This window comes from Methanocorpusculum bavaricum DSM 4179 (assembly GCF_000430905.1).
GTDB lineage: Archaea > Halobacteriota > Methanomicrobia > Methanomicrobiales > Methanocorpusculaceae > Methanocorpusculum > Methanocorpusculum parvum.
The window spans coordinates 34,619-61,328 of record NZ_KE387271.1; the positions used below are offsets into that span (position 1 = coordinate 34,619).

The 26,710-nt window shown below is 50.4% G+C and carries 24 protein-coding genes, 3 tRNA genes, 1 rRNA gene and 1 CRISPR repeat array; of the genes, 16 read left to right on the forward strand and 12 right to left on the reverse strand.

What is annotated here, in order from left to right:
* Nucleotides 1-14: 14 nt before the first annotated feature.
* Nucleotides 15-431: a CRISPR direct-repeat array (repeat unit 32 nt; unit sequence GTCGTGCCCCCCGTGGGCACGTGGATTGAAAT).
* Between the two features lie 538 nt (nucleotides 432-969).
* Nucleotides 970-2,730, reverse strand: a complete 1,761-nt coding sequence (locus H575_RS08375; protein ID WP_042700764.1) for an AMP-binding protein — start codon at nucleotides 2,728-2,730, stop codon at nucleotides 970-972.
* A gap of 208 nt (nucleotides 2,731-2,938) precedes the next feature.
* Here H575_RS08375 and H575_RS08380 point away from each other — a divergent pair, with 208 nt between their 5' ends.
* On the forward strand, nucleotides 2,939-4,171 hold the full coding sequence (locus H575_RS08380; RefSeq protein ID WP_081406724.1) for a lysophospholipid acyltransferase family protein: 1,233 nt from the start codon (nucleotides 2,939-2,941) through the stop codon (nucleotides 4,169-4,171).
* An 83-nt stretch (nucleotides 4,172-4,254) separates the two neighbouring features.
* On the opposite strand, the gene atwA is transcribed toward H575_RS08380, so the two are convergent.
* Nucleotides 4,255-5,889, reverse strand: coding sequence for a methyl coenzyme M reductase system, component A2 (gene atwA / locus H575_RS08385; RefSeq protein WP_042700768.1), 1,635 nt, complete (start codon nucleotides 5,887-5,889; stop codon nucleotides 4,255-4,257).
* A gap of 171 nt (nucleotides 5,890-6,060) precedes the next feature.
* Between atwA and H575_RS08390 the strand changes: the two genes are divergently transcribed.
* From H575_RS08390 to H575_RS08400, 3 genes are all read left to right on the forward strand, one after another.
* The gene (locus H575_RS08390; protein ID WP_052320045.1) at nucleotides 6,061-6,435 is read left to right on the forward strand and encodes a DUF134 domain-containing protein; all 375 of its coding nucleotides are present in this window, start codon (nucleotides 6,061-6,063) and stop codon (nucleotides 6,433-6,435) included.
* 57 nt (nucleotides 6,436-6,492) lie between these two features.
* Complete coding sequence (locus tag H575_RS08395) at nucleotides 6,493-7,263, forward strand: peroxiredoxin (RefSeq protein WP_245241192.1); 771 nt, start codon at nucleotides 6,493-6,495, stop codon at nucleotides 7,261-7,263.
* A 255-nt stretch (nucleotides 7,264-7,518) separates the two neighbouring features.
* Entirely contained in the window at nucleotides 7,519-8,379 is an 861-nt protein-coding gene (locus H575_RS08400; RefSeq protein WP_042700770.1) for an Mrp/NBP35 family ATP-binding protein, read from the forward strand.
* On the opposite strand, the gene H575_RS09585 is transcribed toward H575_RS08400, so the two are convergent.
* Nucleotides 8,351-8,689, reverse strand: a complete 339-nt coding sequence (locus tag H575_RS09585; protein ID WP_042700772.1) for a hypothetical protein — start codon at nucleotides 8,687-8,689, stop codon at nucleotides 8,351-8,353. The genes H575_RS08400 and H575_RS09585 overlap by 29 nt on opposite strands.
* A 416-nt stretch (nucleotides 8,690-9,105) precedes the next feature.
* Nucleotides 9,106-9,510: a metal-dependent transcriptional regulator gene (locus H575_RS08410; protein WP_042700774.1), complete on the reverse strand. Its 405-nt coding sequence runs from the start codon at nucleotides 9,508-9,510 to the stop codon at nucleotides 9,106-9,108.
* Nucleotides 9,511-9,685: 175 nt separating this feature from the next.
* Here H575_RS08410 and H575_RS08415 point away from each other — a divergent pair, with 175 nt between their 5' ends.
* A complete protein-coding gene (locus H575_RS08415; RefSeq protein ID WP_052320046.1) occupies nucleotides 9,686-12,220 on the forward strand; it encodes a DUF4268 domain-containing protein in 2,535 nt (844 codons plus the stop codon).
* Between the two features lie 839 nt (nucleotides 12,221-13,059).
* Here the strand turns inward: H575_RS08415 and H575_RS09015 are convergent.
* Nucleotides 13,060-13,296 (reverse strand): GNAT family N-acetyltransferase, encoded by a 237-nt coding sequence (locus H575_RS09015; protein ID WP_155897879.1) that lies wholly within the window; start codon nucleotides 13,294-13,296, stop codon nucleotides 13,060-13,062.
* Between the two features lie 633 nt (nucleotides 13,297-13,929).
* The gene (locus tag H575_RS08425) at nucleotides 13,930-15,141 is read right to left on the reverse strand and encodes a bifunctional 5,6,7,8-tetrahydromethanopterin hydro-lyase/3-hexulose-6-phosphate synthase (protein WP_042700776.1); all 1,212 of its coding nucleotides are present in this window, start codon (nucleotides 15,139-15,141) and stop codon (nucleotides 13,930-13,932) included.
* A 148-nt stretch (nucleotides 15,142-15,289) separates the two neighbouring features.
* Here H575_RS08425 and H575_RS08430 point away from each other — a divergent pair, with 148 nt between their 5' ends.
* The gene (locus H575_RS08430) at nucleotides 15,290-15,919 is read left to right on the forward strand and encodes a DUF47 domain-containing protein (RefSeq protein ID WP_042700778.1); all 630 of its coding nucleotides are present in this window, start codon (nucleotides 15,290-15,292) and stop codon (nucleotides 15,917-15,919) included.
* Between the two features lie 7 nt (nucleotides 15,920-15,926).
* Complete coding sequence (locus H575_RS08435) at nucleotides 15,927-17,126, forward strand: inorganic phosphate transporter (protein ID WP_042700780.1); 1,200 nt, start codon at nucleotides 15,927-15,929, stop codon at nucleotides 17,124-17,126.
* A gap of 80 nt (nucleotides 17,127-17,206) precedes the next feature.
* Here the strand turns inward: H575_RS08435 and rbr are convergent, their stop codons facing one another.
* Together rbr and H575_RS08445 are read right to left on the reverse strand one after the other, a co-directional pair.
* Nucleotides 17,207-17,749, reverse strand: a complete 543-nt coding sequence (rbr, locus tag H575_RS08440; RefSeq protein ID WP_042700781.1) for a rubrerythrin — start codon at nucleotides 17,747-17,749, stop codon at nucleotides 17,207-17,209.
* A 106-nt stretch (nucleotides 17,750-17,855) separates the two neighbouring features.
* Nucleotides 17,856-18,458 (reverse strand): PH domain-containing protein, encoded by a 603-nt coding sequence (locus tag H575_RS08445; RefSeq protein WP_042700811.1) that lies wholly within the window; start codon nucleotides 18,456-18,458, stop codon nucleotides 17,856-17,858.
* A 35-nt stretch (nucleotides 18,459-18,493) separates the two neighbouring features.
* On the opposite strand from H575_RS08445, the gene H575_RS08450 reads away from it, so the two are divergent.
* The 9 genes from H575_RS08450 to H575_RS08490 all read left to right on the forward strand — a co-directional run bounded on the left by H575_RS08450 (nucleotide 18,494) and on the right by H575_RS08490 (nucleotide 23,796).
* Nucleotides 18,494-18,739 carry a hypothetical protein gene (locus H575_RS08450; RefSeq protein ID WP_042700783.1) on the forward strand — a complete coding sequence of 82 codons (246 nt, stop codon included), beginning with the start codon at nucleotides 18,494-18,496 and terminating at the stop codon, nucleotides 18,737-18,739.
* A gap of 63 nt (nucleotides 18,740-18,802) precedes the next feature.
* Nucleotides 18,803-18,978: transfer RNA gene (locus H575_RS08455), tRNA-Trp, on the forward strand.
* Between the two features lie 44 nt (nucleotides 18,979-19,022).
* A complete protein-coding gene (locus H575_RS08460; protein ID WP_042700785.1) occupies nucleotides 19,023-19,820 on the forward strand; it encodes a hypothetical protein in 798 nt (265 codons plus the stop codon).
* 114 nt (nucleotides 19,821-19,934) lie between these two features.
* The gene (gene pyrH / locus H575_RS08465; RefSeq protein ID WP_042700787.1) at nucleotides 19,935-20,642 is read left to right on the forward strand and encodes a UMP kinase; all 708 of its coding nucleotides are present in this window, start codon (nucleotides 19,935-19,937) and stop codon (nucleotides 20,640-20,642) included.
* 78 nt (nucleotides 20,643-20,720) lie between these two features.
* A tRNA-Pro gene (locus H575_RS08470) sits at nucleotides 20,721-20,795 on the forward strand.
* A gap of 7 nt (nucleotides 20,796-20,802) precedes the next feature.
* On the forward strand, nucleotides 20,803-21,453 hold the full coding sequence (gene nth / locus H575_RS08475; RefSeq protein ID WP_042700789.1) for an endonuclease III: 651 nt from the start codon (nucleotides 20,803-20,805) through the stop codon (nucleotides 21,451-21,453).
* A 5-nt stretch (nucleotides 21,454-21,458) separates the two neighbouring features.
* Nucleotides 21,459-22,841, forward strand: coding sequence for an MFS transporter (locus tag H575_RS08480; protein ID WP_081406726.1), 1,383 nt, complete (start codon nucleotides 21,459-21,461; stop codon nucleotides 22,839-22,841).
* The gene (locus tag H575_RS08485) at nucleotides 22,838-23,335 is read left to right on the forward strand and encodes a phosphopantetheine adenylyltransferase (protein WP_042700793.1); all 498 of its coding nucleotides are present in this window, start codon (nucleotides 22,838-22,840) and stop codon (nucleotides 23,333-23,335) included. The genes H575_RS08480 and H575_RS08485 overlap by 4 nt, the downstream gene beginning before the upstream one ends.
* Nucleotides 23,320-23,796 carry a pyridoxamine 5'-phosphate oxidase family protein gene (locus tag H575_RS08490; protein WP_042700795.1) on the forward strand — a complete coding sequence of 159 codons (477 nt, stop codon included), beginning with the start codon at nucleotides 23,320-23,322 and terminating at the stop codon, nucleotides 23,794-23,796. Before H575_RS08485 ends, H575_RS08490 begins: the two co-directional genes overlap by 16 nt.
* 4 nt (nucleotides 23,797-23,800) lie before the next feature.
* Here H575_RS08490 and H575_RS08495 read toward each other — a convergent pair whose 3' ends face one another.
* The 4 genes from H575_RS08495 to rrf form a co-directional block, all read right to left on the reverse strand.
* Nucleotides 23,801-25,492: a formate--tetrahydrofolate ligase gene (locus H575_RS08495; RefSeq protein ID WP_211213874.1), complete on the reverse strand. Its 1,692-nt coding sequence runs from the start codon at nucleotides 25,490-25,492 to the stop codon at nucleotides 23,801-23,803.
* 265 nt (nucleotides 25,493-25,757) lie between these two features.
* Nucleotides 25,758-25,831 (reverse strand) — tRNA-Thr (locus H575_RS08500).
* Between the two features lie 68 nt (nucleotides 25,832-25,899).
* On the reverse strand, nucleotides 25,900-26,205 hold the full coding sequence (locus H575_RS08505) for a ferritin family protein (RefSeq protein ID WP_042700813.1): 306 nt from the start codon (nucleotides 26,203-26,205) through the stop codon (nucleotides 25,900-25,902).
* A 203-nt stretch (nucleotides 26,206-26,408) separates the two neighbouring features.
* Nucleotides 26,409-26,530, reverse strand: a 5S ribosomal RNA gene (gene rrf, locus H575_RS08510).
* Between the last annotated feature and the right edge of the window lie 180 nt (nucleotides 26,531-26,710).

Consider the following 26,710-nt stretch of genomic DNA (forward strand, 5'->3'; position numbering starts at 1 on the left):
GGGGGAGGATCATGGTCGTGCCCCCCGTGGGCACGTGGATTGAAATTCAATGCTACAAAACAGATCATGTTTTCAGTAGTCGTGCCCCCCGTGGGCACGTGGATTGAAATCAACGCAGGATGGAGGATGGCTGTGGTATTGAGTCGTGCCCCCCGTGGGCACGTGGATTGAAATATTGCCCGATACCGTGATAGTGTCCCTAGTCGCGTCGTGCCCCCCGTGGGCACGTGGATTGAAATACAGTAAACATCACAATAATAAGAGTAATGTTCGTCGTGCCCCCTGCGGGCACGTGGATTGAAATCTTACCAAGGAAGCGCTAGCCTCTGATTCGCAGTCGTGCCCCCCGCGGGCACGTGGATTGAAATAATTCTGAGACATTTTTTATTGAAGCTGCAGGTCGTGCCCCTCGCGGGCACGTGGATCAAAAGAAGCGCCGGGTCGTACATCGAAGAACTTTCTTTGAGGAAGGACTGCCTGGAAAGCCCAAACGGTCAAAGCCCATTCGATTTGCACGCAAATCTTCGATTTGCACGCATCAGCCTGAGAGAGCACCCGAACGCAAGAAAAATGCGATTCAAACGAGGGCTGCAAGCCCGAGTCGGAGAACAAATCTTTGATTTGCGACCAAGGCTTTGATTTGCGTATTTTTCGTGGATTTCGTTGGCGGGTCGGAGACGTAGTCGACGACCTTAGCTGAGCAAAGTGAAGCTTTGCGAGTGGGAGGGGTGGACGCTGAAAGCGGCCGACCTCAGCGGAGGCGGGTTGCCCCGAAGGGGCAACCTCAGCGGAGCAAATCTTTGATTTGCGACCAAATCTTTGATTTGCGACCAAATCTTTGCCTTGCGTGAATTGTACCACCCAAAGAATCCCGCTCAAATCGTTGAAACATCCCGAAGATTAGGAGACGAACAACGTCCTTTGGGAATTCAGATCGAATACAAACGCTAAAAAAAAAAAGAAAAAAATTCAGTTCTTCTTTTCAGAGAACTCTTCGTGGTGTGCTTCCTGATACCTCTTCATCTCGAGATTGCGCAGCTCCACTCTCCGGATCTTCCCGGAGATCGTTTTTGGCAGTTCTGCCACGAACTCGATCGCCCGCGGATACTTATACGGGGCGGTCGTCGTCTTCACATGGGTCTGCATCTCTTTGACGAGGGCCTCGGACCCGGTATAACCGTCTTTTAAGACCACGAATGCTTTGATGATCACGCCGCGGATCGGGTCGGGGCTTCCCACGACCGCCGACTCCTTCACTGCCGGGTGCTCGATAAGCGCCGACTCGACCTCCGCCGGGGAAACGCGGTAGCCGGATGATTTGATCATATCATCATCGCGGCCCATGAACCAGAAGTAGCCGTCTTCATCCACCGTCGCCTTATCTCCCGTATAGTACCAGCCGTTGATAAACACCTTCGCCGTCGCCTTCGGGTCATTTAGATACTCGGTAAAGAGACCGACCGGCGAGGGATCACTCGTGCGGATCGCGATCCTGCCTTCAACGCCCGGAGCCACCGGATTGCCCATATCGTCGTGGAGCTCGATCTTCCAGCCCGGAGCAGGTTTGCCGATCGAACCTGGTCTGACTTCCATACACGGGAACGTTCCGATCACCGTGACCGTTTCCGTCTGGCCGTAAGCCTCGTAGATCTTTTTCCCGGTGCCTTCCTCCCACACGCGGTTGACCTCCGGGTTCAGCGTCTCGCCTGCCGAGAGGCAGTGACGCAGCTCGGAAAAGTCAAACGTCTCCAGATCCGCAAGGATCAGCATCCGGTAGATCGTCGGCGGAGCGCAGAACGTCGTGATCTCATACTTTTCGATCAGCGGCAGAAGCTCGGTCGCATTGAACTTCCCGCGGTAGTCGTAGACAAAGACACAGGCGCCTTCCATCCAGGGTCCGTAGAACTTGCCCCAGGAGGATTTGCCCCAGCCCATGTCCGCGACCGTGAAGTGGAGATCGTTGTCTGTCAGATCATACCAGAACCTGCCGGTCACGATGTGGCCGAGCGGATAGGCATGATTGTGCAGCACCATCTTCGGGTCAGCGGTCGTTCCCGACGAGAAGAAGATCAGCATAGGGTCCGTCGCTTTGGTTCGAACGCTTCGAACGATCGAACTGAGTTTGGTCGAGGCGCGGGCCGGGTGAATCAGTTCCTTCTGATAGTTTATCCATCCCGGAGCATCGCCGTCGGTCAGGAATTTTACCTGCAGCGTCGGGCATTCGCCTGCTATATCCTCAAGTTTCCAGACATTTTCAGTGTTTGTCACGATCATCTTGAATTTGCCCTGGTTTATTCGGTATTTGAGATCGTGCGGGGTTAGAATGACCGGAGACGGGCAGATGACTGCGCCTATTTTTATTGCAGCAAGAGCAAAGGTCCACCACTCGGGGACACGCGGCAGAAGGATCATCACGCGGTCGCCTTTGCCGATATGCTGTTTGAACATCATGTTCGCGATCTGGTTGGACAGATTCATCATCTGCCGGAAGGTGTAGTATTTTTCCTTTCCTTCCTGGTTTGTCCAGATCATGGCGAGTTTGTTGCGGTCTTTTTTCGCCCATGCATCAACAACGTCGAAGCCGAAGTTGTAATACTCAGGCACAGCAATGGAGAACGTGGAGTAGGTTTCCTCGTAATCCATCATGTTGTGGGGCACAAATCCCTCGGATCTATGCTCGCGCTCGGTCGAACGCGTACTGCGCCCGGCTTTGTGTGCCGTTTCGGTCATGGGATAATATTTGCTTTTTCTTATGATAAAGCTAGAGGTGAAGGTTTTGTTCCGGCGATCTGCGTCAGTTAAAGGGCGCACCGGGAAAAATATGCTGCCGCACTTCCCGCTTTGGATCCTTTCGTTTTTTTGTATTCCCTGCAGGCTGCCGGCCGTGGAAAAATGATCCTCCAAAGAGCGCCGCATTACAAATACCCTCAGATATATCATGGGTAAATTCCCATACTATAGGGCAATGCAGAATATCCGCGTTCTCTGGTATAAAGGCGTGTATAAAACGGCACGCTTTCTTGCCTCCCCGGCGATGAGCCGAAAATTACACTATACTTACGATATCGTCGTCCCAAAGCATACTCCCTATATGGTTTTTTCCAACCACACGACCCTTTGGGACCATCTGATGATCGGCATGGCGATCAAAGGACACATGTTCTATGTGGCCGGCGAACATCTGTTCAGAAAGAAATCGACCCGCCTTGCCGGCCGGTGTCTGCTGGATCCGATCATCCGCAAGAAAGGCGCCCCGGCAGGCGAGGTGATCAGGGACATCAAAGAACGGCTGAGTGCCGGCAATAATGTCTGGATGTCTCCCGAAGGGGTCAGATCGATCAACGGCGAGACAGCGTTCATCTCGCCTGCCACCGGGAAACTGGTGAAAGAGTGCGGAGAGCTCGGCGCTTCTCTCATCACCTACCGGATGCACGGCGGGTATCTGCGCCGCCCGCGATGGGGAAAAACCCCCCGTGACGGCACCATGCAGGGTGAGTTCGTCCACGAATACTCTCCCGAAGAGCTGAAGGGCATGACGGTCGATCAGATCAATGAAGCGATCAACCGCGATCTGTATGTGAACACGTTCGATGACCAGAAAAAAGATCCCCGTCCCTACACGGGCACGGATCTCGCCGAGTATCTTGAAACGATCCTCTACATCTGCCCGGAGTGTAAACAGATGGGCAGACTGCACAGCAAAGGGGATATTCTCTCCTGCGAATGCGGGTATGCGGTGAAGTTCAATGAGTTCGGTCTGTTCGAGCCGGCGTCGGACCATCCGCTGCATCATGACAACATCGTCTCCTGGGATCACTGGCAGCGTGATCTGATCAAAGAGCGTCTGCCGGCGTATCTCGCGACCCAAAAGGATGTCCCGATCGAGTCGGACGAAGGGCAGATCCTGGGAAAGATCGGGGCGATGAAGTCGGTCGAGGATCTCGGCACCGGGAAGTTTTCGATCTATGTTGACCGGCTCGAGTTCGACGGCGACAAAGGAAAGTTTGTGTTTCCGTTTGCGGATATCGAAGGGTTTGCGTTTTCCCTGCAGATGAAGATCCTGTTCTCGCTGCATGACGGGACGTACTACGAAGTCGAGTCAAAGATCCCGCGGTCAGCGTCGAAATATATGGTGCTTTACCGGTTTTTGATCGGAAAAGAGTATAAGTAAGCGCATCCCGGTCTGGAAACACCTATTTTTATCAAAAATATTCAAAACAGCCTTTGCGCAAGGTGAAAATGGAGCGGAGGGGATTATTTCTGTCCTGCTTCCAGATCCGCCGCCATCTTCTCGACCTCCTTTTCAGAGATCTTTGCGAGCACTTCCGCCGTTGGTCCTTCCGCAATGATCTTTCCTCCGCGGATGAACATGCACCGGTCGCAGACATCCCGGACAAAGTCCATGTCATGGGAAACGATGATGAACGTCTCGTCCATCTCATCTCTTGCATTGACGATCGAGTGCTTCACATCGATCTTCGTGATCGGATCCATCGTTCCGGTCGGCTCATCCAGAAGAATGATCCGCGGTTCCCGGATAAGCACCTGACCCAGCGCCACTCTGTGCTTCTCGCCTTCGGAGAGCTCGGAAGGCTTCCTGTTCAGGATGTCCTTTGCCTTCTTCTCGGTAAATCCCGCCATCCGGAGCGTGATCACCGCTTTTCGGACAGCCAGCTCTTTTGGAAACTCCAGTCCGATCGCTTCCGTCAGATTGTCGATCACCGTTCTGTGCGGATACAGATCATACTCCTGATGCAGAAGGCCGATGTACTTCTTCGCTCTGCCGCGGAACTCATATCCAGGTTTTCGCATATCGACCCATTCATCCCCGACCCGCACCTCCAGGGTGCCGCCGGTCGGTTCATACAGACCCGCGATCATCTTCGAAAGCGTCGTCTTCCCTCCTCCGGAAACGCCGATGATCCCGAGGATCTCGCGTTCGTACACCTCGAAACTGACCTTGTCCACCGCATTGATCACCCCGCGGTCGACGGCGATGAACTTCTTTGAGAGATCTTTTGCCCGCACGACCGCACTGCCGCAGTCGGTGCACACATAGGTGCAGTCATCTTTGCATCCCTTCATGAACTCATCCACGATCTCTTCAGGTTTGCCGATTTTTGTGATCCTTCCGTCATCCATCAGGACCGCCCGGTCGCAGACATCCTCCAGCACCTGGGCGAAGTGGGAGGTGATGACCATCCCCATCCTCTTCTCTGCTCCCGCGGTCTTCAGCAGTTCATGCACGATCGTCGCAGTCTTGGGATCCAGCGTTCCCGTCGGCTCGTCGGCGCACAAAAACAGCGGTTCGCGGGCGAGCTGGCGGGCGAGAACCACGCGCTGCTTTTCTCCGCCCGAAAGATCCCTGGCGACATGCATCATCCGGTGACTCAGCCGCACTTCATCCACCAGATCCGCCGCACGGGAAAGCGCCTGATTTGCCGGGTAGCTGATGTCGTCGAGCGCCCTAAGAACGTTCTCGATCACGCGGTCATCCCCGTAGAGAGAGAAGGTCCGCTGGAACATCAGCGAGGTCCGCGCCATGATCTTTGCTTTCAGCGCTTCGTTTTCCGGCGCCCAGAAGTCGATATCTTCTGCGGCAAGGGTCTCTCCGCAGGCAGGGCAGATTTTTCCCGCATCGCTTCTGAACTCGATCCTGCCGCATTTTCTGCACCGCGCAAGGTGATAGACGATCCTGCCGCCGGTCGGCGGCGTGTCGATCCCCCGGATCAGATGGATCAGCACGGTCTTTCCGCATCCTGATCTTCCGATCACACCTACGATCTCTCCTTCGGCGATTTCAAGACAGATATTGTCCAGAACGCGGATCTTGTGCTCCTCGCCAAAATCCATACACAGATTTTCTATTGTTATAAATGGTGTCGACATACGCATCTCCGGAAATTACTTCTTTACTACTTGTACTTAACATCATCCGATTCACATACATTAATATATTTTGGAGCATATGAGTACTTACTGAATATTTCCTCAGGCGTCATCGGCTAATCGAAAACACTTTAGGGATGGCATGAGAAGATATCCAGCACGAGTAAAGATATGCCTGAAAACCCTGAGATTTGTCCAAAAGGTAAATGCGGAAGACCGCGGGTGCGGCGATGTGTCGAGCTCAATGAGCCTCCGGGATGTTATGCCCCGGTCTGTCCTAACAGGAAGGCAAACATTGAGATGGTCACTTTGTATCCCGAAGAGATCGCGGTTTTGAAACTGGTCGATCTGCAAGGTCTTTCGCAGGAGGATGCCGCCGGCGTTTTGGGTGTTTCAAGAAAGACGGCATGGCGCGACCTTCATGAGGCGCGCTACAAAGTCGCCGATGCTTTGGCGAACGGCAAGATGATAAAAGTCTCCTGCTGTCCGCACACAGACGGCGGGGTTCAGCCGCACGGCTGCGGAATGCAGACCCGCGACGTGTAGCTGACAGGGCGTGCTGTTCAGACATATCTGCCGTGATCCTTTACGGAGGTCATCACTATGGAAAAAACACCAGTACATGCAATGGAAGATGAAAAGCAGCAGGAGATCTGCTGTTATCATCACCACCATCGCCTCCACAGATTCAGCGATGGACATCCGCACAGCGGCGCAAAAATGCCGCTGATCGGTGACACCGCTCCCTCGTTTGAGGCGGTAACGACACAGGGGCCTATCCGGTTTCCCGAGGATTATGCCGGGAAGTGGGTCATTCTCTTCTCGCACCCGGCAGACTTCACCCCGGTTTGTACGACCGAGTTTATGACGTTTGCGTCGATGGCTGATGAGTTCGCCGCACTGAACACCGAACTGATCGGACTTTCGGTAGATTCTCTTTACGCCCACATCGCCTGGCTTCGCAAGATCCAGGAGATCGAGTGGAACGGGAAGAAGAACATCGAGGTGAAGTTCCCGCTGATCGAGGATATCAGGATGGAGGTCGCCAACAAATTCGGGATGATCCAGCCGGGTCAGTCGAATACGCAGGCAGTGCGTGCGGTATTCGTTATCGATCCATTGGCGAAGATCAGAACCATTCTGTATTATCCTCTCTCGACCGGAAGAAACTTCGACGAGATCAAACGCATCATTCTCGCTCTGCAGAAAGCAGACAGTGATCAGGTCGCAACGCCTGCTGACTGGCGTCCGGGTGATGATGTGATCGTGCCGACTGCAGGTTCCTGCGGGACGGCAAAGGAACGCATGGAGTCGACAAGCGATGATCAGTATTGTCTTGACTGGTTCATGTGTTTCAGACGCGAAAAGAAGTAACAACCTCCACGTCCTCCTCTAAACTTTCATACATCTCCGCCCCCCATTACTGCAAATGCCGCAATACCGGGTCCGTAACGTGATCACTGCGGGGGCGGAGCCTATCAGGATGGAACGCCGGATGTTGGATACGGGTCAGGCTGTTTTGTCTGACCTGCGGTCCCCGGCATTCTTAAGCAGATTTTTCTCTTACATGTGTTCTGCTGCAGGTGATTTTTTTGTCTGCGGCGGAGCTTTCAACGGAGTTATCTATACATGACCAATGAAACCAGCAATACAGACTGCGCGAGCAGTTCACAAAAAACCGAATCTCCGAAAAATAAACCGGAAAAGTCCAAAATCAATGTCCGCCATGTGATTTTGGTCCTCTCGGGAAAGGGAGGGGTCGGAAAAAGCACGGTGTCGGTAAATCTTGCCTATGCGCTTTCGAGTCACGGGTATCAGACGGGTCTTCTGGATCTTGATCTTCACGGCCCTTCGATCGGGAAGATGCTCGGGATCGAGGATATGCGTCTTCAGGCGATCGGCGAGCACATTATGCCGGTGAAGGTGACGGGGTCGTTGAAGGTGGTCTCGATCGCTCTTCTCCTGAATGAGACGGACAGTCCTGTGGTCTGGCGCGGACCGATGAAGGCCGCTGCGACGAAACAGTTCCTGGGCGAGGTGGAATGGGGAGAGCTCGATTATCTGATCGTGGATCTTCCGCCGGGAACGGGTGATGAGGCTTTGAATATCATTCAGTTCGCGCCGAATGTTGAGGGCGCCGTTATCGTGACGACCCCGCAGGATGTGGCTGTTTTGGATGCGACGAAGGCGATCAAATTTATTGAGATGATGGATCTTCCTGTCCTCGGCGTGATCGAGAATATGTCAGGTATGGTCTGTCCGCACTGCGGCGAGGTCGTCGATATCTTCGGAAAAGGCGGCGGAGCTAAGGCGGCGGAGCAGTATAAGGTGCCGTATCTTGGCGCTATCCCGCTTGATATCGAGATGCGCAAAGCCGCTGATGAGGGACGGCCGTTTATCGTCCGGACGCCGGGGAAGGTCAGCCCTACCTGGGATGCGGTGGATAAGGTGATGGAAAATCTCATCGCGGTGATCGAGTCGCGGGAGTAATTCGTTTTTTTACAGGAGTTAAAAACCGCGTGCGGGTTGTTCTTTTTTGGGGGTCATTTCTCATGACCTGCAAATAGAAATGCCCCAATCTTTTTTCTGATCCAGGGGTGCGGGAGGTGTTCGGGTCGAAGTAGCCGACATAGGTCTTGTAGGTCTGCTTCCCGAGCTCGACTTCGGCAAGACCGAGGGGGTTTTCCACGCCGGTAATTTCTGCGATGATCGCATCATACGCGGCGGCGTTCGTAAACTCTGCGGTGAAGATCCGCTTTGCGGACTTCGAGATTGCTGTCTGAATGAAATCAGCTGTCATGGTTTTTTGTCCCGAGATCAGCTGGGGCTCCGTCCAACCTCTGATTATATTCTTGGAGAGGGGGGATAGCGGTAAAGTTTTTGCGGGTTTTTACCAAAAAAGGTAGGTTTATATGGGGGTATGCGGAGGGGGTGCCTGACCTCTTTTTTGCGGGTCAGGGGGCAGCGGGGCCAATTACTAATTTGACAGATATTAGTAATAGATTAGTAATTGGGATGGGAGTTACATGGTGTGATCTCAACCCGATTCGGGAAATGTATGGGTGGGTGCGGACCCATGAAATTATTGAACCGCTTATTCGCGGTTCTTTTTCTCAGGGTTCCGCATCCGGCGTTACACGAAATCGAAGTACATCCCATAAGTACGTCAGTTGTTTCGGTTAAGATCACACCGCGTAAGTCCCATTAAAAAAAAACTTATTTCTGTTTTTTTGCGGCGACGAACTCCCGGATCTTCTGGATCGTGACCGTGCTTAATTCATGTTCCATGAAGCAGGCGTCTTTGTTTGCAATGTCGCTTGGCACCCCGACCATTTCCAGAAATTCGACCAGGACATCGTGGCGGAACTTCACCTGCTCGGCGATGATCTTTCCGGGTTCAGTGAGGGTGACACCTTCGTATTTCCGATACACGACCAGGCCTTTTTTATCCAGTTTCGCAAACATTTCCCCGACAGAGGAGGGCCCCACGTCGAGTTCGACCGCGACGTCGCGGCTTTTGGCGTATCCTTTCGTAAGGGATACGTTGAGGATCGCTTCGAGGTAGTCCTCCTCTTTCATGGTGAGGCGGTGATCGTATGATGCCTGAGGTATCGGATCCATGGTATAGTATTGGGAGGATTGGGTAATCAGGGTTTGTTTTATGGGGATGGGATGTTTTTTTAGGCTCAGGATATTTTCACTCACTCCCGAGTGCCTTTATCATGCAAATCATACGTAATACCCGTAATGTTATTACTTCTGGAATCAATTAGGTATTATTTCAGGTTGGTACAGTATGAAAGGTAATGAAAAATTTCTGATCCGTCTTTTAGATTCCAATGACATATTCGTTATCCCGGTCTATCAGCGGGAATATGAATGGCAGCTGGAACACTGTAAACAATTATACAGCGATTTGCTGTCAACTATCATAAATAACCGTCCAACCCACTTTTTTGGAAGTATAGTAAGTGCCACAAATCCCAAAGGAGGCCGCGGAGAATACGTCATCATCGACGGTCAACAGAGAATTACGACCATCTCGATTCTGCTGATAGCTATTTACAACATTTTGAAACAAGGCATTCTTATCTCTGCTGATAAAAAATTAACAGACAAAATCCATAATAAATATCTCCGTGATGAATATGATCATACAATCAAACTGATACCTGCCGCAAACAGTCAGAATGCGTATAATGCACTCTTTTCAGAAGACCTGGGCGATTTAGAACAAGATTCCAGAATCACAAAAAACTATCAGTATTTTTATACCTCTATTCTCAAGCGCGAGGTGACGATCGACGAACTGATGGAAGCAGTTTCGCGGCTTGTTGTAATTGACATTATTCTTGAAAAAGATGATGATGCACAACTCATTTTCGAAAGTCTGAACTCTACCGGATTGGCTCTTTCTGAATCTGATAAAGTGAGAAATTACGTATTAATGTCATTGCCCTTGGAAATGCAGGAAAAATATTATACATCCTACTGGTACAAGATAGAAAAATACACGCCTAAAAATACCGATGCGTTCCTTCGCGATTACCTGACAATCAAGTTGCGGCGGATTCCCGCCATCGCGAATATATATTCCGAATTTAAGGTATATGCTGAAACTGCTGATAAAGAGACCTTACTTCAGGACATGGTAAAGTATGCAAAATATTATTATATGATCCAATCTCCTGAAACGGCAGAGGGAGATATCAAGAAAATCCTCACAAAACTCCGGAAGCTGGATAACAGTGTCATTAATCCCTATGTAATGGAGATACTGGACGGGTATCAGTCGGGAATGATTATATCAAATGAGATAATCAGTATTCTGCGCATCCTGGAAACCTATCTCGTAAGGCGTATAATCTGCGGTGTTCCTGCTCAAGGCTTGAATAAGGTCTTTATGACTTTGCATAAGGATGTCCTGCGTCAGGAAGGCAATGAGACAGGATATGTGGAAAAACTCAAGTATATTCTTCTTTCAAAACAGGGGTCAGGCCGTTTCCCAACAGATACGGAGGTTCGCGACAATTTACTGAACCGGAATCTCTATCAGGATATGAAGTTGACATATTTGCTTTATCTCCTCGAATCTCTGGAAAATCAGGACAATTATGAAGTGGTAGATCTGGAAAATCTCATTTCTGAGGGTCAGCTGAGTATTGAACATATCATGCCTCAAACATTATCCGATAAATGGAAGGAGGAACTCGGAGGTTCTGAGACCGCATTACAGGTTCATGAAGAATGGCTGCACAAGCTGGCAAATCTTTCGTTAACAGCATATAACTCAAAATACAGCAATAACTCATTTTTTGATAAAAAGAATATGCCAAAGGGATTTAAAGAGAGTCATCTGAAGTTGAATCACTATGTTGCGACCTGTGATAAGTGGGCTCGTGAGGAGCTTGTTGAAAGGAATAATCAGTTAACAAATCTCGCACTGAAGATATGGCCGACATATGTGTCTTCTTTTGTTCCGGCACAAAAAGAGGGAAATACTTTTTCGCTGGATGAGGATGTTGATTTATACAACCGAAATATTTACTCCTTTACTTTTGCCGGGACAAAATACAGCGTGAAAACCTGGCGTGAGTTCCTCGCCTCCGTAATCGGTTTACTGCATGAAAGAGATGGTGCGGTCCTCCAGGATCTTGCTCTTTCATCCGAAAAAACTCCTGTAGCCCAGGCTATTTCAGCAAGTGAAGATGCTTTTTCCCCGGGTGATTCCCGGCGTATTGCCGAAGGCATATATCTGAGAGTCCACGGGGATACCGGATCAAAAATATCTTTGATCAAAAAGTATCTGTCACTCTTTGACGTTGAGCCGGGAGAGATCACGATTACCGTATCAAATCCTGTTGTATCGACTGCCAATCCCGTTAATTCTCGACAGAAAGGAGATATGTATTTCAAATTCTGGGACCAGCTCCTCGTTGAAATAAATACCAAAACAGATATCTACCAAAACAGAACTCCAAACAGGAGCGGCTGGTTTACTGCAAAATCGATCCTTGGCGGCGGCATGAACTATTTTATGTCAATTAGACTAAAGAAATGCACCGTCGGATTCCAATGCAACAATATGGACATAATGAAGAATAAAAAACTGTACGACTATATTCACTCACACAAAGATGAGATCGAAAATAAAATAGGTCTGCCTATTTTTTGGGAAAGAGGGGATTCTCTCCGGATTTCCTTTTTGTCTATTAGGCTCGACGATATAGATTTTATGGATGAATCCACCTGGCCGCAAATAAATTCGTTTATGGTTGGAAATACGGTTGCTTTGTCTGAAGTTTTAACACCTATCCTGCAAAAATATTAGGATAGGCAATCATGCAATAGATTTCACCCTCTCCTTTTTTTCAGAAGCAGTAGATTTGAAAACATGCCGTTAGATGTAAGAGGGAGAATTGTTCAAAGATAGAAAAACCCGCACGCGGGTTTTTCCCCAGCATTTGTCCAAGAGCCAAAGGCTCTTGAGACGTCTCACGAGCTTTCAGCTCGTGGACTTTTCCAGACGGCGTGCGATTCCTGCGCAGGCGAAGCCCAAACAGGCAAAGCCTGTTTGAGGCGGCACGCAAATCTCCGATTTGCACGCATAAGCCGGAGCAGAGCACGAAGGCGCAAGAAAAATGCGATTCAAGCGAGGGCTGGAAGCCCGAAGCGGAGAGCAAATCTTTGATTTGTGAGCGCGTTAATTCGCGGAGGCGTGCAAGCCAAAGGCTTGCGTGCCGCCTCAAATGAGCAAAGCTCATTTGGGCTTATTCGCGGTTCAATAATTTCATACATCCACACTCATCCCGACTCCTTTCTTTTCTCCCATTCATCCGCCCCTGTCCCCCTTTTCGTGAATTTCGTTGATTTTAGAAAATTTTGTGTGGGGGGCGGGTTGGACGCGAAGCGGTCGACCTTAGCTGAGCAAGTCGATAGACTTGCGAGTGGACAGAGGAGGGTAAGATTTGTATCCCCATCCCATCGATTTTTTTATTTTCGTGTTTTCGTTTTTATTTTCGTGCATTTCGTTGATTTGCGGGTTGGACGCGAAGCGGCCGACCTCAGCCGAGCAAGGCTTTGCCTTGCGAAGATGGTACCACTAAAAAAATACCGTACACGAAACTGAAGCTTACACCGAAAAATAAGCGTGGAGATATCTCTCGAAATCTACACTTTACTCTTTACAAGCGTATACACCCGGGATTTTTCCTTAGCCCCTTTGTACACGAAGCCCGCCTTTTCCAAAACCTTCTGCGATGCGGCGTTCCACTCATAGTGCTCCGCGAAGATCGCGTCGATCGGGAATCTGCAAAACGCCAGACCGCAGACCTCTTTCACCATCTGCGTCATGATCCCTTTGCCCCAGTAGCCTGAATTTGGCAGTTGGCAAATATGCTCCCCCACATCTCTTTCCTTTTTTCTGATTAAGGGGTGCGGGGACGCGACTTCGGCGCGGAGCGTCCCGCGGTGGAAATATCTTATGTTCAAGGCTCGCGTTAACGTCCAGCTTAGCGAATCTGTCGTTGAATAGTCAGAACGGAAGGGATTGGGGGGGGGTATTAGAGGGATTTTGAAGGGAAGTGGTTTGGGAGTATGATCATGATCTAATACTTCCCGAATTGGATCTACACCCCCAACACCGCATACGTAATATCTGAATATTCCATCTCCATCGACCTACCCGGAAACATATGTGGGCCACGGCATATAGGATATCTCCACCGCGTCGGGCTCCGCGCCGGAGTCGCCCCTCCGCCCCCCGGTTCACAACAGTATATTTTTGTAGTCTAACATCGTAATTACTGCTAAGAATACGAGCCTCAAAAAAATTACAGAAAAATTGAGGTACTACCGACTCGCGAGAGAGTTTATCATGGCTTTTGAAAAATGCTTAGGGGCATTCATTATGTGGCATTTCCACTAACTGTCAAATTCAGGTTTTGAACGGATCATCTCTGAAGACGTATACGTGTCTTTCGGAGAAACAGAAACGATAAAAAAATATACTGGCGGCAAAAAGCCGCGGGTATGACCGGCTTAGAAATCGGTCATGATACGGAACTGATCGATCTCTTCCGAGTCGAGTTCCTCAAGGAAGCTTTCTGCTGCATTCTTGATATCCTTGCTTGCGGTGATCGCTCTGCCGACAACAACGATATCTGCTCCTGCTGCGAGAGCTTTCTTCACGACCGGCTGACGGATACCGCCTGCAGTCGCGACAAGGATCTTTGCATTATAGGTTTTTGCAACTTCCTTAATCTTCATGATGTCACCCCAGCTGTAATCGCCGCACGATTCCTTATCGATCGCACGGTGCATCTCAACATACTGCGGGAGAAGTGCCGCGCCGCCCATCTTGCCAAGGGACGCGATAAGCTTTGCAGGCTCTTCGACATTCAGCATATCGATGATCGCGTAGATACCGCACTTCTTTGCCTCTTTGATGAAGGCTGCGATGGTCTCGACCGGAGCGAGACCGGAAACGACTGCGGCATCTCCGCCAGCGTTCGAGACCATGCGTGCCTCAAGATTGCCCGTATCCAGGGTCTTCAAATCGGCAACGATGAAACAGTTCGGACGGATCTTTCTGATCTCATTGATAACACTGAGACCGAACTGTTTGATCAGCGGGGTGCCTGCCTCGAAGATGACGTGGTCGTTCTGCGGGACGCCGGTCAAAACACGCTCGACCTGTTTCATATCGACAAGATCCATAGCGACCTGGAGGTACGGCGGGTTCCACAGACGCTGGACCTTGAATCCCATAACGCCGTGAGCTGCTCTGTCCTTCTCTTTCAGAACAGTGGCTACGTCCGGGAACTTGTCAAGCGCGCGGGATAGTGCGAGGCGCGTTGCTCCGTAGTTGAAACGGTAGAGTTTATTGAAGTCTTTTGCCGAGGGGTCGATGAAAACACTTGCAACAATGACGTTTTCCTCAACATCCATTCCCTCAAAGACGCCGTCTTCCAATGCATCTGCTATTGCTTTGGAAACCGCTGCCTGTGCGGGACCAAAGATCTGGGTAACCTGCTCGGTGTGTTTGAGCGTTACTTTCGGAACGATCAGAACTGCCGGTTTTGGCAGGAGGTTGGGGCGGATAACGCCGAGGAGCGGAGTGTGACCGGCAGAAAGCTGCGTCAGACCGTTTGCGAATGACATGCCGACCGGGCCGTTTTTATCTCCGATCATAAGGTCGATGTGAGCGAGTTCCGCTCCATCGCCGACGAGTGCTTCACCAATTAAGAACATAGGTATAATCTCTGCAGTAGTGTTTGCGTCGGGAGCGTATAAAGACTTCATTCAACAACCAATAGGGGATATAGCTTCCCTATATTTCATATATGATAACCTTGATGTAAGATGCCAGACGAATGTATGTATTACTCAGGGGTAACTGATGGGTCTAAAAAGCATAATCGTACCGCAGGACAAGATTTTTTTTGAACTGTTTGAAGAACAGGCATCCGTTGTCTGCACCGCGGCTGAGCTGCTTGTCGATATATTTGCCGACTATACGAATATCGAGGAAAAATACCGGAAGATGAAGGAGATCGAGCATCAGGGAGATGCGATCGCCCACAGAGCCTATGATGAACTGAACCGGACGTTCATTACTCCTTTTGAACCCGAAGAGATCTCCCGGCTTGTTACCGCGCTGGATGATGTGATCGACTACATCGATGACGGGGCGCGAATGCTTCTCATCTATGAAGTGAAAAAGACGGATCAGTTCATGATCGAGTTTGCAAAATGCATCAGGCAGGCGGCAGATGAGATCAAAACAGGCATCAGCGGTCTTCGCACGCTGAAAGACACCGAGACGATCAAAGGCTGCTGCATCGAGATCAACCGGCTCGAGAATGTGGCGGACGAAATCCTTTCCAACGCGATCAGGAATCTTTTCAAATCCAATGATCCGGTCGATATCATCAAACTCAAGGATATCTATGAACACCTGGAGATCGCAACCGATAAATGCGAAGATGTTTCCGATGTATTTTCCGCGATCCTGATCCGTCATACGTGAGTAAAGCATGGATACAGTCACGTTTATTGTTGTTATTCTCGGGATCATCATCGCGCTCGCGTTCAACTTTTCGAATGGGCGAAACGATGCGTCCAATGTTGTTGCAACCGTAGTTGCGACCCGCGCACTTTCCCCGAGATATGCGATCCTGCTCGCATCGGTCTGCTGTTTTGCAGGCCCGTTTATTTTCTCGACCGCAGTTGCGAAAACTATTGGGAAAGGGATCGTAAATCCGGAGATCTTCACCCCCATTCTTCTTTTGATCGGCCTTTGCGGAGCTGTTTTCTGGGTGAACTTCTGTTCGAACTACGGCATCCCGGTCTCTTCTTCGCATTCTCTTGTGGGAGGTCTGATGGGTGCAGGGATGGCGGCCGGCGGTCTTTCGGTCGTGAACTGGCCGACAGCGGAAATGGCGATCGGGATGGTCTATTATCTGATCATTGGGGCAATCATTGGAGGAGCCCTGATGACGATGATCGCACTGATCTTTAAGGATTCGGTAAAACTGTTTCTGATGATCGGTGCGGGCGTCGGGGCTATAATCGCAGTTCCGATTGCGATGATGCTGGGGATTTTTGTTTTTTCAGGGCTGATTGCGATTCTTTTGTTCATCTGTGTATCACCGATCCTCGGGCTGCTCGTTTCATATGCGTTTACGACGATCTTAACCCGGATCACGGCGAAGCGTTCCTCGCACCCTATGCTGCTGAACAAATGGTTTCAGCGGGCGCAGGTTCTGGCGTCCGGGTTCCAGGCGGCGAGTCTTGGCGGAAACGATGCCCAGAATGCGATGGGTATCATTCTCGCGATTTTGATCTCGACGGGGCTTGTTGCTTCGAACGGAGAGCTTCCCCTCTGGGTGATCCTTCTTTCAGGCTTTGCGATCGCCGCAGGAATCATGTCAGGGGGCTGGCGTGTCATAAAAAAAATGGGATCAGGGATCACGAGGATCCTGCCGTATCAGGGCTTTTCCGCGGCAGTTTCCGGCGGAGCAGTTTTGTCTTTTATGACATCGTTTGGAGTTCCTGTCTCAACGACGCATGTCGCGAGCGGAACGATCATGGGTACCGGGATGACACGCGGTGTCGGGGCAGTGAACTGGGGAACTGTTCGTCAGATGGTGACTGCCTGGATCATTACGATCCCGTGTGCGGCGGCGGTTTCATTCCTGGCATACATTATTTTGTCACTGATATTCGGGTTCTGAATATCAGTTCCTTTTTTTTTGATCAGCTTTTGTAACGATCCGATCCGGTAAGGAGCGCGAAAAAAAGAGAGGGGAAAGGTTCAGTAGTTGGTTTTTCTGATCTCAAAGTATGCCTGCGGGTGTTTGCAGACCGGGCACTCCTCAGGAGCTTTCTCGCCGGTATAGATGTGACCGCAGTTTGCGCAGTGCCACTGCTGTTTCTCCGGGCGGGCGAAAACTTTGCCGAGCTCGATGTTGGCAAGCAGTTTTCTGTACCGTTCCTCATGGGATTTTTCGATTATGGCGACGCCGGCGAAAAGTTTTGCAAGTTCCGGGAAGCCTTCCTGCGCGGCATCTTTGGCAAATCCTGCATACATGTCAGACCATTCATACTTTTCACCGTCTGCCGCGTCTTTGAGGTTTGCAATTGTATCGGGCACTGCGCCGCCGTGGAGAAGCTTGAACCAGAGTTTTGCGTGCTCTTTTTCGTTGTTTGCGGTCTCTTCGAAGATATCGGCGATCTGGTTATATCCCTCTTTTCGTGCCTGAGAGGCATAATAGTTGTACTTGTTTCGTGCCTGGGACTCACCGGCAAACGCGGTCTGGAGGTTTGCTTCGGTTTTGGTACCTTTTACGTTACACATACTTTGTATTTAGGCAGATAGGGTAAAAAGGGTTTCGTCAGGGGCATTTTTGAAAAAAAAGGGAGAGCGTGATCGGACAGCTCTGTGATACGGAGGTTAGCCGAGATTATTTTCTCTCTGCTTCCAGAAGCTTTCGAATTGCCGTGACTTCGGCAAGAAGTGCCTGCATATCTGCAGGAGCAGAACGTCTGCCGAAATCCACACCGGTCGCCGCAGGACTTGGAGCATTGCCGCGAACAAAATCCATGATCATTGCACGCAGCGGCTCGGGATCGGCGATGCCTTCCAGCTGGATCTCGGCCGAGCTCTTTCCTGCGTTTCCGCCGGCAGTCTCGATCTTTAAATTCGAGATCCCGAACATCCGCATGACCGGACCCTGAACGATATCCACATTCGTGATGCGGTTATAGGGAACGATCCCGGTTTTTCTAAACCAGACACCGCGTTTCCAGGTCATCTCCGTATCATTCAGGTGATACACGACCGAGACATAATACAGACGCGACCAGATCAGAACGAAGATCACGATTCCAGCGAGAACTCCAAGAGAGATCTGACCGATCAGAACAAAAACCGGCTCGCCCAATGCAACGAAATAGACCCATCCAACACAGCATGCCCAGATAAGAATAACTGCCGCTACGCTTGCAAGCGCCAGATACGAAGTATACTTCGCCTCCGGTTTAAAATTTTCACCGAGTTTAACCATCAAAATCAGATAGACCGGCAGATACAATAAGGTTTGTGAGAGACAAGTACATAATCGTGAACGAGAAGCTGGAACATGATCCGGATTTCACCGAAGAAGAGCGTGCCGAGTTTGAACGGCTGGAAAAGGAACATCCCTACAAAGAGATCGAAGAAGAGATCATCCGCGTGCCAGTTCAGCAGAAAGCGGCTGCCGACACAAAACACGATCTCCTCTACCTTCTGATCTTCATCATCGTGATGGCAGTATTCCTCGTCATCATCTTCATCACCCAAATCTAAGGCTCCGATCAGGAAACACAACGCTTAAATTGCTATACGCTGAATTTGTATAAGAAAGCTGGCGGGGTCGTGGCCTAGTCCGGAATGGCGACGGGCTCCAGCGGTCTTAGCGTATGATGAACTATCGGGTCTACTGATTTGATGATGACCCGCTGGAGCACTGATCTAATCACTGCTCTTGAACATGTTCGCTTGTCGGAGAGACCCGTCGATCGTGAGTTCAAATCTCACCGACCCCACGTTTTTCGAAACTCTTTTCTCTGCACCTTGCATAAAATAGCTCATGCGACTCCTGCATCTCCTGATCATCGGACTTTTTATCTGTACTGCGGTCATCTCTGCAGGCTGTGTCGACACACAGGAAACATCACAGAAAAAAGCAGTATCCGAAGCAGTATCCCTGACGAACCATTCACTGAGCGAAAACGCAGAGTATATGATCCAGGCGGGCGAAGAGATCGCCGGCGGCAAAACAGATGCGGATACGTCTAAACAGGTGCTTGCCGATCTGTATCAGAGATCCCCGCTCGCCCAGACGATCCTGTATGCAGACGAAAATATGATCGTCGTCTCCGTCTATCCCGATATCATCCGCTCTTCTGTAGGGTCGGATCAGAGCTCATACGGAACCAACGAAGCCTACTACAGCGGAAAAACGGTCGCCCTGACAAAATATCTGCATCTTGACGACGGAACAAACGCCTCGGTCCTCTCTGCACCGGTCTATGCTGAAGGAAAATGGAAAGGATACATCTCCATGTCATTCGACAGTTCGAGACTTTTTGGCGATGTGGAAAAGTATCTTATTGAAACGTACGGGTATCATCTCTGCGTCCTGCAGACCGACGGTATCCAGGTATATGATTATGATCTGGGCGAACGGGGCAAAAATATCCTGACCGATCCGTCTTACCCCGAAGATGTCAAAGCAGCAGCTTTGGAAGTATGCCTGGAAAAATCCGGCACAACGGAATATACCTACCAAAAAACCGGGGCGAATGAATCTGTTCACAAAACCGTTGTCTGGGATACTCTTGAGTTCGGCGGACAGATCTGGCGCGTTCTGATCCTCGCAGAGTGACACTCCCGATATATTTTTTTACGTGAATCGAATTCTTTCACAACATCCGTTCCTGCAGCTCTCTGAACACACACTACATATATGTCGGGAAGGAACACATAACTAGGACAATTTATGACGAGGGTTGTTATTTCAGTAGGAGGATCGGTCCTAGTACCGTCACTTGACGCGCATCGCCTGAAAGAATGGGCTGAATCACTGATACACCTCACCAAAGCCGGCATCCAGATCTTTGCCGTAGTCGGCGGAGGAGGAGAAGCACGGAGATACATCGATGCCTGCAGGGATATAGGGCTGGACGAAGCCTCATCAGATGAGATCGGGATCCAGGTCACCCGGATCAATGCCGCGCTTCTTATCGGCGCTCTCAAAGATTATGCCTATCCGGTCGTTGCCGAATCCTACCGCGAAGCAAAGACCGCGGCCGTTTCCGGAAAGATCGTGGTGATGGGCGGAGTTACACCCGGTCAGACCACCGACGCCGTGGCAGCAGTATTAGCTGAAGAAGTCGGGGCCTCAATGATGATCAATATGACCGCGATCGACGGAATATATACCGCAGACCCGAAGAAGGATAGAACAGCAAAGAAGCATGATCTCCTGAGTCCCCAGGGACTTATCGATCTGATCATGAAAGAAAAAATGTGCGCAGGATCGAATATGGTCATCGACCTCGTTGCAGCGAAGATCACCGAACGAAGCTGCATCCCTCTTGTTGTGATCGACGGACGAAAACCCGAACTCATCGAAAAAGCCCTCCTCAATGGCGAATTTGCCGGGACCGTCGTCGGCGAGACGATGATCCGCTTCCCGATCGTATAAATATCATCAGATCAGGATCCGCAAAGCACCATACACATCACTTTTTAAGGAAGAACACTAATAGTATTGGGCAACAGGGGGGTGGTAGGGTAGCCTGGTCCATCCTAGAGCGTTTGGGACGCTTTGACCCCAGTTCGAATCTGGGCCACCCCATTTTTTTATGAATCAGCAAACTGCAGAATCCATTCTCGAAGAGTTGTACCGCCAGTATCCCTGTGATGCGGATGATATGAACTTCCTGAAATTCAGAAACCCTTTTGAACTGCTTATCATGACCATCCTCTCGGCGCAGACGACCGACCGCACCATCAACGGTCTGCGCGATGAGCTTTTTTCCGCATATCCGGATGCTGCCGCTCTTTCATGTGCAGATCCCGCAGATGTGGAGCGGATCATTCACTCTGCCGGGTTTTACCGGGCGAAAACCAAAAACATCATCGGCGCGGCAAAAATGCTGGAAGAAAAGTTCGGCGGTGTCGTTCCAAAAACGATACCGGAACTGATCACCCTTCCCGGTGTTGGAAGAAAAACCGCCAACATCGTCACCAATCACGGATTTCATGACGCCTGCGGCATCGCTGTTGACACGCATGTTAGACGGCTCGCGAAGAAGATCGGGTTTACCCAACACACCGACCCTGATAAAATCGAGACTGATCTTATGACCCTGTTTTCAAAAAAGTGGTGGAGTAAGATCAACTTTCTTCTGATAAGCCATGGAAGGGCGGTCTGCACCGCAAAAAAGCCCGACTGTATGAAATGCATAATCAGGCATAACTGCCAATCATATATCTGCAGAGGTGAAGAGTGACAGAAATGAGTATTCAGGAACGGAGAATGATCCTCTTCGCAACATCAATGGGATCGTTCCTCAACCCGATGATCGCAACGATGGTCATCCTTGCCCTTCCGGCGATCGGACTTGAGTTTGGCGTATCGGCGCGAGATCTCGGGTGGATGAGCACGGCATTTATTCTGGCAACAGCTATTCTTTTGGTCCCGGCATCCCGTCTTGTTGACCGGATCGGGTACAAAAAATCCTATATCATCGGGGCGCTCATCGTCGGGATCTCCTGTTTGTTCTCGATATTTGCACCGGATTACGCGACTCTGATCCTTTTGCGGATCGTCGCCGGCGTTGGCTCGGCATTTGTGATGATAACCGGTCTTGCGATCCTGACGCGGGTCTATCCGGCAAATAAACGCGGTATGGTTATCGGCGTCAATACGGCAATGGTCTATGTCGGCGCATCCCTCGGCCCTATCATCGGCGGATTTTTGACCGAGTATACAGGATGGCGCAGTCTTTTTCTGCTGATGATCCCGCTTCTCCTGATATCAGCACTCCTCATGGCGGCATTTCTCAGGCAGGAGTTCAAAAATCCCTGGAAATCCTTTGATATCAAAGGAACGATCCTATATGCAGCTGCGATATTCTGCACGATGTACGGGCTTTCCACCATCACCGACCAGGGATCCCTGCTCCTCGCGATGGCAGGAGTAGTCCTCATTGTCATCTTCATGTGGTATGAACGAAGAGTTGAAGAGCCGGTACTTCATGTGGATCTGTTTTTCAAAAATAAACGGTTTGCACGCTCGTCTTATACAGCGCTCCTGAACTACGGCTGCACGTACGGTTCGGTCTATATGGTAAGTCTGTATCTTCAGTCGGTGGGCGCGCTGAGTGCAGTGGAAGCAGGGTTCATCATCTTTTTCCAGCCCCTCATCCAGGCAGTTATGACGCCGATCGCAGGAAAACTTTCCGACCGGTTCGACCCTCGGTATCTCGTTACCTTCGGCATGGCTCTCTCGGCGATAGGGGTCATTCTTCTTGCCGGACTCGGTCTCACTTCGGCCGTTTCCTACATCGCGGTCACGCAGGTATTCATCGGACTTGGTTCGGCTCTGTTCTCGGCGCCGAACACCAATGCGATCATGAGCGCGGTCCCGCAAAAAGAATACAGCTCGGCATCGAGCATCGTCGCGGTGATGAGGCAGCTTGGGATGATCCTTTCGATGGCCGTCTGCATGGCAGCGATCTCCGTCTTTGTCGGCGGTCTGGATATGCTTGGACCTGACATGTATCCGCAGTTCGTCCAGGCTCTGCAGATTTCGATGATCGTCTGTTCCGGACTTGCCGTGATCGGGATCATCTTCTCATGGTTCCGCGGGAACGCCCCGGCGGAGGCAGCCGTATGAAGGTGATGGTCGGGGGAACATTCGACCCCCTTCACATCGGACATCAGCATCTCCTGACAAGGGCATTTATGACCGCAGGGCCGGGAGGTCATGTGGTTATCGGATTATCCTCGGATTCTTTTGCTTCCCGAAAACAGCATCCGGTAAGAAGCTATGAGGTTCGGTTCGCAGAGCTGACCAACTGGATCGCCTCGAAAAAATTTGAAGCGACCTATGAGATCGAGGAGCTCTTCGATCAGTTCGGCAGTGCCCTGACCCAGGACTTCGATGCGCTGGTCGTAAGTCATGAGACGTTCCCGGTAGGAAATCTCATCAATGCGAAGAGGAAGGAAATGGGGAAGAATATGGTTGACCTGTATCAGATCCAGTGTGTTATGGCAAAGGACGGAAAAGTGGTCTCCTCCACGAGAATCTACCGCGGGGAGATCAACAGATACGGAGAGCCTGTCTCTGAAGAGATGTTCTCAGGAGCCGAATCATGCAGAAAAGAATGAAGGATCATCTGTTATCGCAGGAAGAGATCGCATTTCTTCTTGAAAATGCTGCCAGCGGCGTTCTTGGAACTCTGGATGCGGACGGATATCCGTATTGTGTCCCGGTGCATTTTGTGTATTTGAACAACAAGATCTGCATCCATGGGCTGAGCGCCGGGGAAAAAATCGGGAATATTCTCAGAAATCAGCGGGCAGGTTTTACTGTGTACAGGATGAACGGGCTTTTGTACAGCGACGATGCGAAATCACCGTGCAGTGTGAACACCGATTACCAGAGCGTGGTGGTGAAAGGCACTGCCGTTCTTGTTGAGGAGATTCAGAGGAAGCGTGATGTCCTGCAGGCGATCGTAGAAAAATATACCCCGGATCTTGCCGCTCTTTCGATCCCGGAGAACGCCGTGATGCAGACCTCGGTGATAGAGATCACACCTCAGATCTGCACAGGCAAATATTATCAATAAAAAATTAGAAGAGACCGGATATATATCCGTCATTGTTAACATCGATCGAGCAGGCCGCGGGCACAGCAGGAAGTCCCGGAAGAGTCATGATGTCGCCGGTCTCGACGACGATGAATCCGGCGCCGTTGCATAGACGGACGGAGGCAGCGCTGATCTTGAAGTTTTTCGGACGGCCCAGTTTGTTTGGGTCATCTGAGAGCGAGTACTGGGTCTTTGCCATGCAGATAGGAAGACCGCTTCTTCCGAGAACTTCGATATCTTTGATGGCCGCATCAGCTGCCGGTGAGTAGACGACATCGTCTGCTCCGTAGATCCGGGTGGCCAGAATACTGATCTTCTCTTTTATCGGCATATCCAGGTCATAGAGATACTGGAACTTCTGCGGTTTTTCACAGGAGGCGGCGACCTTTTTCGCGAGTTCGATACCCCCGTCCCCGCCTTTGGCGAAAACTTCGGAGATCGCGAACTCTGCGCCCTGCGCCGTGCAGAATTCTTTGAGGAGTGAAAGTTCTTCATCAGTATCGGTGGAGAAACGGTTGATCGCCACAACGACCGGGACGCCGAACTTCTGAAGGTTCTGGATGTGGGCTTCGAGGTTGACCATTCCTGCTTTCAGTGCGGCTGTGTTCGGGATCGTGGTTTCCTCTTTCTTTACGCCGCCGTTGTATTTGAGAGCGCGGACGGTGGCCACCAGGACGACGGTGTTGGGAGTCAAGCCGGCGTATCTGCATTTGATGTCAAAGAACTTTTCCGCACCAAGGTCGGAGCCGAAGCCAGCTTCTGTGATGACATAGTCTGCCATTTTGAGCGAGAGTTTCGTCGCACGAACCGAGTTACAGCCGTGAGCAATGTTTGCAAACGGTCCGCCGTGAATGAAACACGGGGTGTTTTCCAATGTCTGGACAAGGTTTGGTTTGATGGCGTCTTTGAGAAGCGCAGCCATTGCTCCGACAGCTTTGAGGTCCCGGGCATACAGGGGAACACCTTTTCTGCTGTATCCGAAGATGACCCTGCCTAAACGTTCTTTGAGATCGTCAATATCATCTGCAAGACAAAGGATCGCCATGACTTCACTCGCGACCGTGATCATGAAATGATCTTCACGCACAACGCCGTTGGTCTGACCGCCGAGTCCGATGATGATGTTTCGCAGAGCGCGGTCGTTCATATCCAGACAGCGTTTGAAGATGATGCGCCGCGTGTCAATATCGAGAGCATTGCCCTGCTGGATATGGTTGTCGATCATGGCGCACAGGAGATTGTTTGCGCTGGTGATCGCATGGAAGTCTCCGGTGAAGTGGAGATTAATGTCTTCCATCGGCACGACCTGTGAGTATCCTCCGCCGGCAGCTCCGCCTTTGACACCGAAGACGGGACCTAAAGATGGTTCACGTAAAGCAATCACTGCTTTTTTACCGATTTTCGGCATTGCCTGACCGAGACCGACGGTAGTTGTGGTCTTTCCTTCTCCCGCAGGAGTCGGGTTGATAGCCGTGACCAGAATGAGTTTGCCATTTGGTTTATTTGTCAGACGTTTCTCGAGAGAATCGGCCAGTTTGGCTTTGTACGAGCCGTAGAGTTCGAGCTCGTCCGGCGAAATATCCAGAGATGCAGCGATCTCAGTGATCTTTTTCATTTTGCACTGCTGTGCAATTTCTATATCAGATAGCAAGTATAGTTCACCCCGGGGAGTCATAGGTGATTGCCGAAGCGTTGTCACCCAATGTTGATAACTACTCTTAAACTTATTTCTTATAAAGGCATCTAAGCAGTAATGCAGAAACAGGTTTATTTTTTGCGCGCAGAAGAGATGAGACAAATCCTTGGCGAAGCGGCTGATTTCACGTAAAGACGGAGATGAGGAGGGTAGGATGAATAATTCGGCCGGTTAAAGAAGAGAGATGATCGGCAGTGATGGATGATCTGCAGAATGTAGCTGGTCAGTAAAATAATGAAAATGAAGCCTCAGGCGAGATTTGAACTCGCGACCTGCTGATTACAAATCAGCCGCTATGCCGGGCTAGGCCACTGAGGCACAAAAAGTGCTTTTACTTATTGGCGACGGGAGTTATAATAGTTTACGAAAAGAGATAGGGGAGATGTTCAGCCCCGGAGTTTTTCGATCTCTTCTTCGACTTCGTCAGCGCCTTCCTGATAGAAGTCAGATTCTTTTGGATCGAGTTCATAGAGGAGTCTGAGAAACTCGCCAGCGTGAACTTTTTCTTCGTCAGCGATGTCTTCGAGGACTTCGATCGCAAGTTTGTTGTCTATTGATTCGGCTAGCTGCTGATAAAGCTGGATCGCTTCGTATTCAGCTGCGATCATGAAGCGAATGGCGCGAACCAGTTCGTCATGTGTGAGTTTCCGGTTTTCTTTTAATCCGGCAAAGGGGTTTCCAAAGTCTGGCATGCAATAATGTATCGTTTCATACCTGATAAAGATATGAGATATGCGGATAATGTCAGCATAATTCCCCCGTTCTTTCTTCTTGTATGCAGGATACCCCGGGGTATCCGGATAGAAGACGAAAGAAGAAGGGACGACAACCAAAACATGAGAGCTTGCGCTCAACACTAAAAAAACACAAACAAACTATTGCAAAAGAATAAGGGGGGGTGCAGCGTTGACCAGTTCCCGAGAATTCGCATATCTCAGTACAATGACCGACGCAAGAGAGCTTAACTGCCGGGTTCGGAATGGGTCCGGGTGGAACCTCTCTGCTATGGCCGCATGATCCCCCAAGCTAAGTTCCCGATTTGAACGGGAGTAGAGTTGCTCTGCAGGCAACCGCGTGGCCGCTCCGCCAACTTAGCACAGTAATCTGGCATAACATATATGCCGTTACTGTTTATAAAGGATATACCTTCAATAGGTTTTGCATTCGGATAACGTCTGGGCACAGCGGATACGTCGT

Coding starts and splice junctions, on each gene's coding strand:
- H575_RS08375 (WP_042700764.1), bottom strand. CDS start 2,730: ATGACCGAAACGGCACACAAAGCCGGGCGCAGTACGCGTTCGACCGAG.
- H575_RS08380 (WP_081406724.1), top strand. CDS start 2,939: ATGGGTAAATTCCCATACTATAGGGCAATGCAGAATATCCGCGTTCTC.
- atwA (WP_042700768.1), bottom strand. CDS start 5,889: ATGTCGACACCATTTATAACAATAGAAAATCTGTGTATGGATTTTGGC.
- H575_RS08390 (WP_052320045.1), top strand. CDS start 6,061: ATGCCTGAAAACCCTGAGATTTGTCCAAAAGGTAAATGCGGAAGACCG.
- H575_RS08395 (WP_245241192.1), top strand. CDS start 6,493: ATGGAAAAAACACCAGTACATGCAATGGAAGATGAAAAGCAGCAGGAG.
- H575_RS08400 (WP_042700770.1), top strand. CDS start 7,519: ATGACCAATGAAACCAGCAATACAGACTGCGCGAGCAGTTCACAAAAA.
- H575_RS09585 (WP_042700772.1), bottom strand. CDS start 8,689: ATGACAGCTGATTTCATTCAGACAGCAATCTCGAAGTCCGCAAAGCGG.
- H575_RS08410 (WP_042700774.1), bottom strand. CDS start 9,510: ATGGATCCGATACCTCAGGCATCATACGATCACCGCCTCACCATGAAA.
- H575_RS08415 (WP_052320046.1), top strand. CDS start 9,686: ATGAAAGGTAATGAAAAATTTCTGATCCGTCTTTTAGATTCCAATGAC.
- H575_RS08425 (WP_042700776.1), bottom strand. CDS start 15,141: ATGTTCTTAATTGGTGAAGCACTCGTCGGCGATGGAGCGGAACTCGCT.
- H575_RS08430 (WP_042700778.1), top strand. CDS start 15,290: ATGGGTCTAAAAAGCATAATCGTACCGCAGGACAAGATTTTTTTTGAA.
- H575_RS08435 (WP_042700780.1), top strand. CDS start 15,927: ATGGATACAGTCACGTTTATTGTTGTTATTCTCGGGATCATCATCGCG.
- rbr (WP_042700781.1), bottom strand. CDS start 17,749: ATGTGTAACGTAAAAGGTACCAAAACCGAAGCAAACCTCCAGACCGCG.
- H575_RS08445 (WP_042700811.1), bottom strand. CDS start 18,458: ATGGTTAAACTCGGTGAAAATTTTAAACCGGAGGCGAAGTATACTTCG.
- H575_RS08460 (WP_042700785.1), top strand. CDS start 19,023: ATGCGACTCCTGCATCTCCTGATCATCGGACTTTTTATCTGTACTGCG.
- pyrH (WP_042700787.1), top strand. CDS start 19,935: ATGACGAGGGTTGTTATTTCAGTAGGAGGATCGGTCCTAGTACCGTCA.
- nth (WP_042700789.1), top strand. CDS start 20,803: ATGAATCAGCAAACTGCAGAATCCATTCTCGAAGAGTTGTACCGCCAG.
- H575_RS08480 (WP_081406726.1), top strand. CDS start 21,459: ATGAGTATTCAGGAACGGAGAATGATCCTCTTCGCAACATCAATGGGA.
- H575_RS08485 (WP_042700793.1), top strand. CDS start 22,838: ATGAAGGTGATGGTCGGGGGAACATTCGACCCCCTTCACATCGGACAT.
- H575_RS08490 (WP_042700795.1), top strand. CDS start 23,320: ATGCAGAAAAGAATGAAGGATCATCTGTTATCGCAGGAAGAGATCGCA.
- H575_RS08495 (WP_211213874.1), bottom strand. CDS start 25,492: ATGACTCCCCGGGGTGAACTATACTTGCTATCTGATATAGAAATTGCA.
- H575_RS08505 (WP_042700813.1), bottom strand. CDS start 26,205: ATGCCAGACTTTGGAAACCCCTTTGCCGGATTAAAAGAAAACCGGAAA.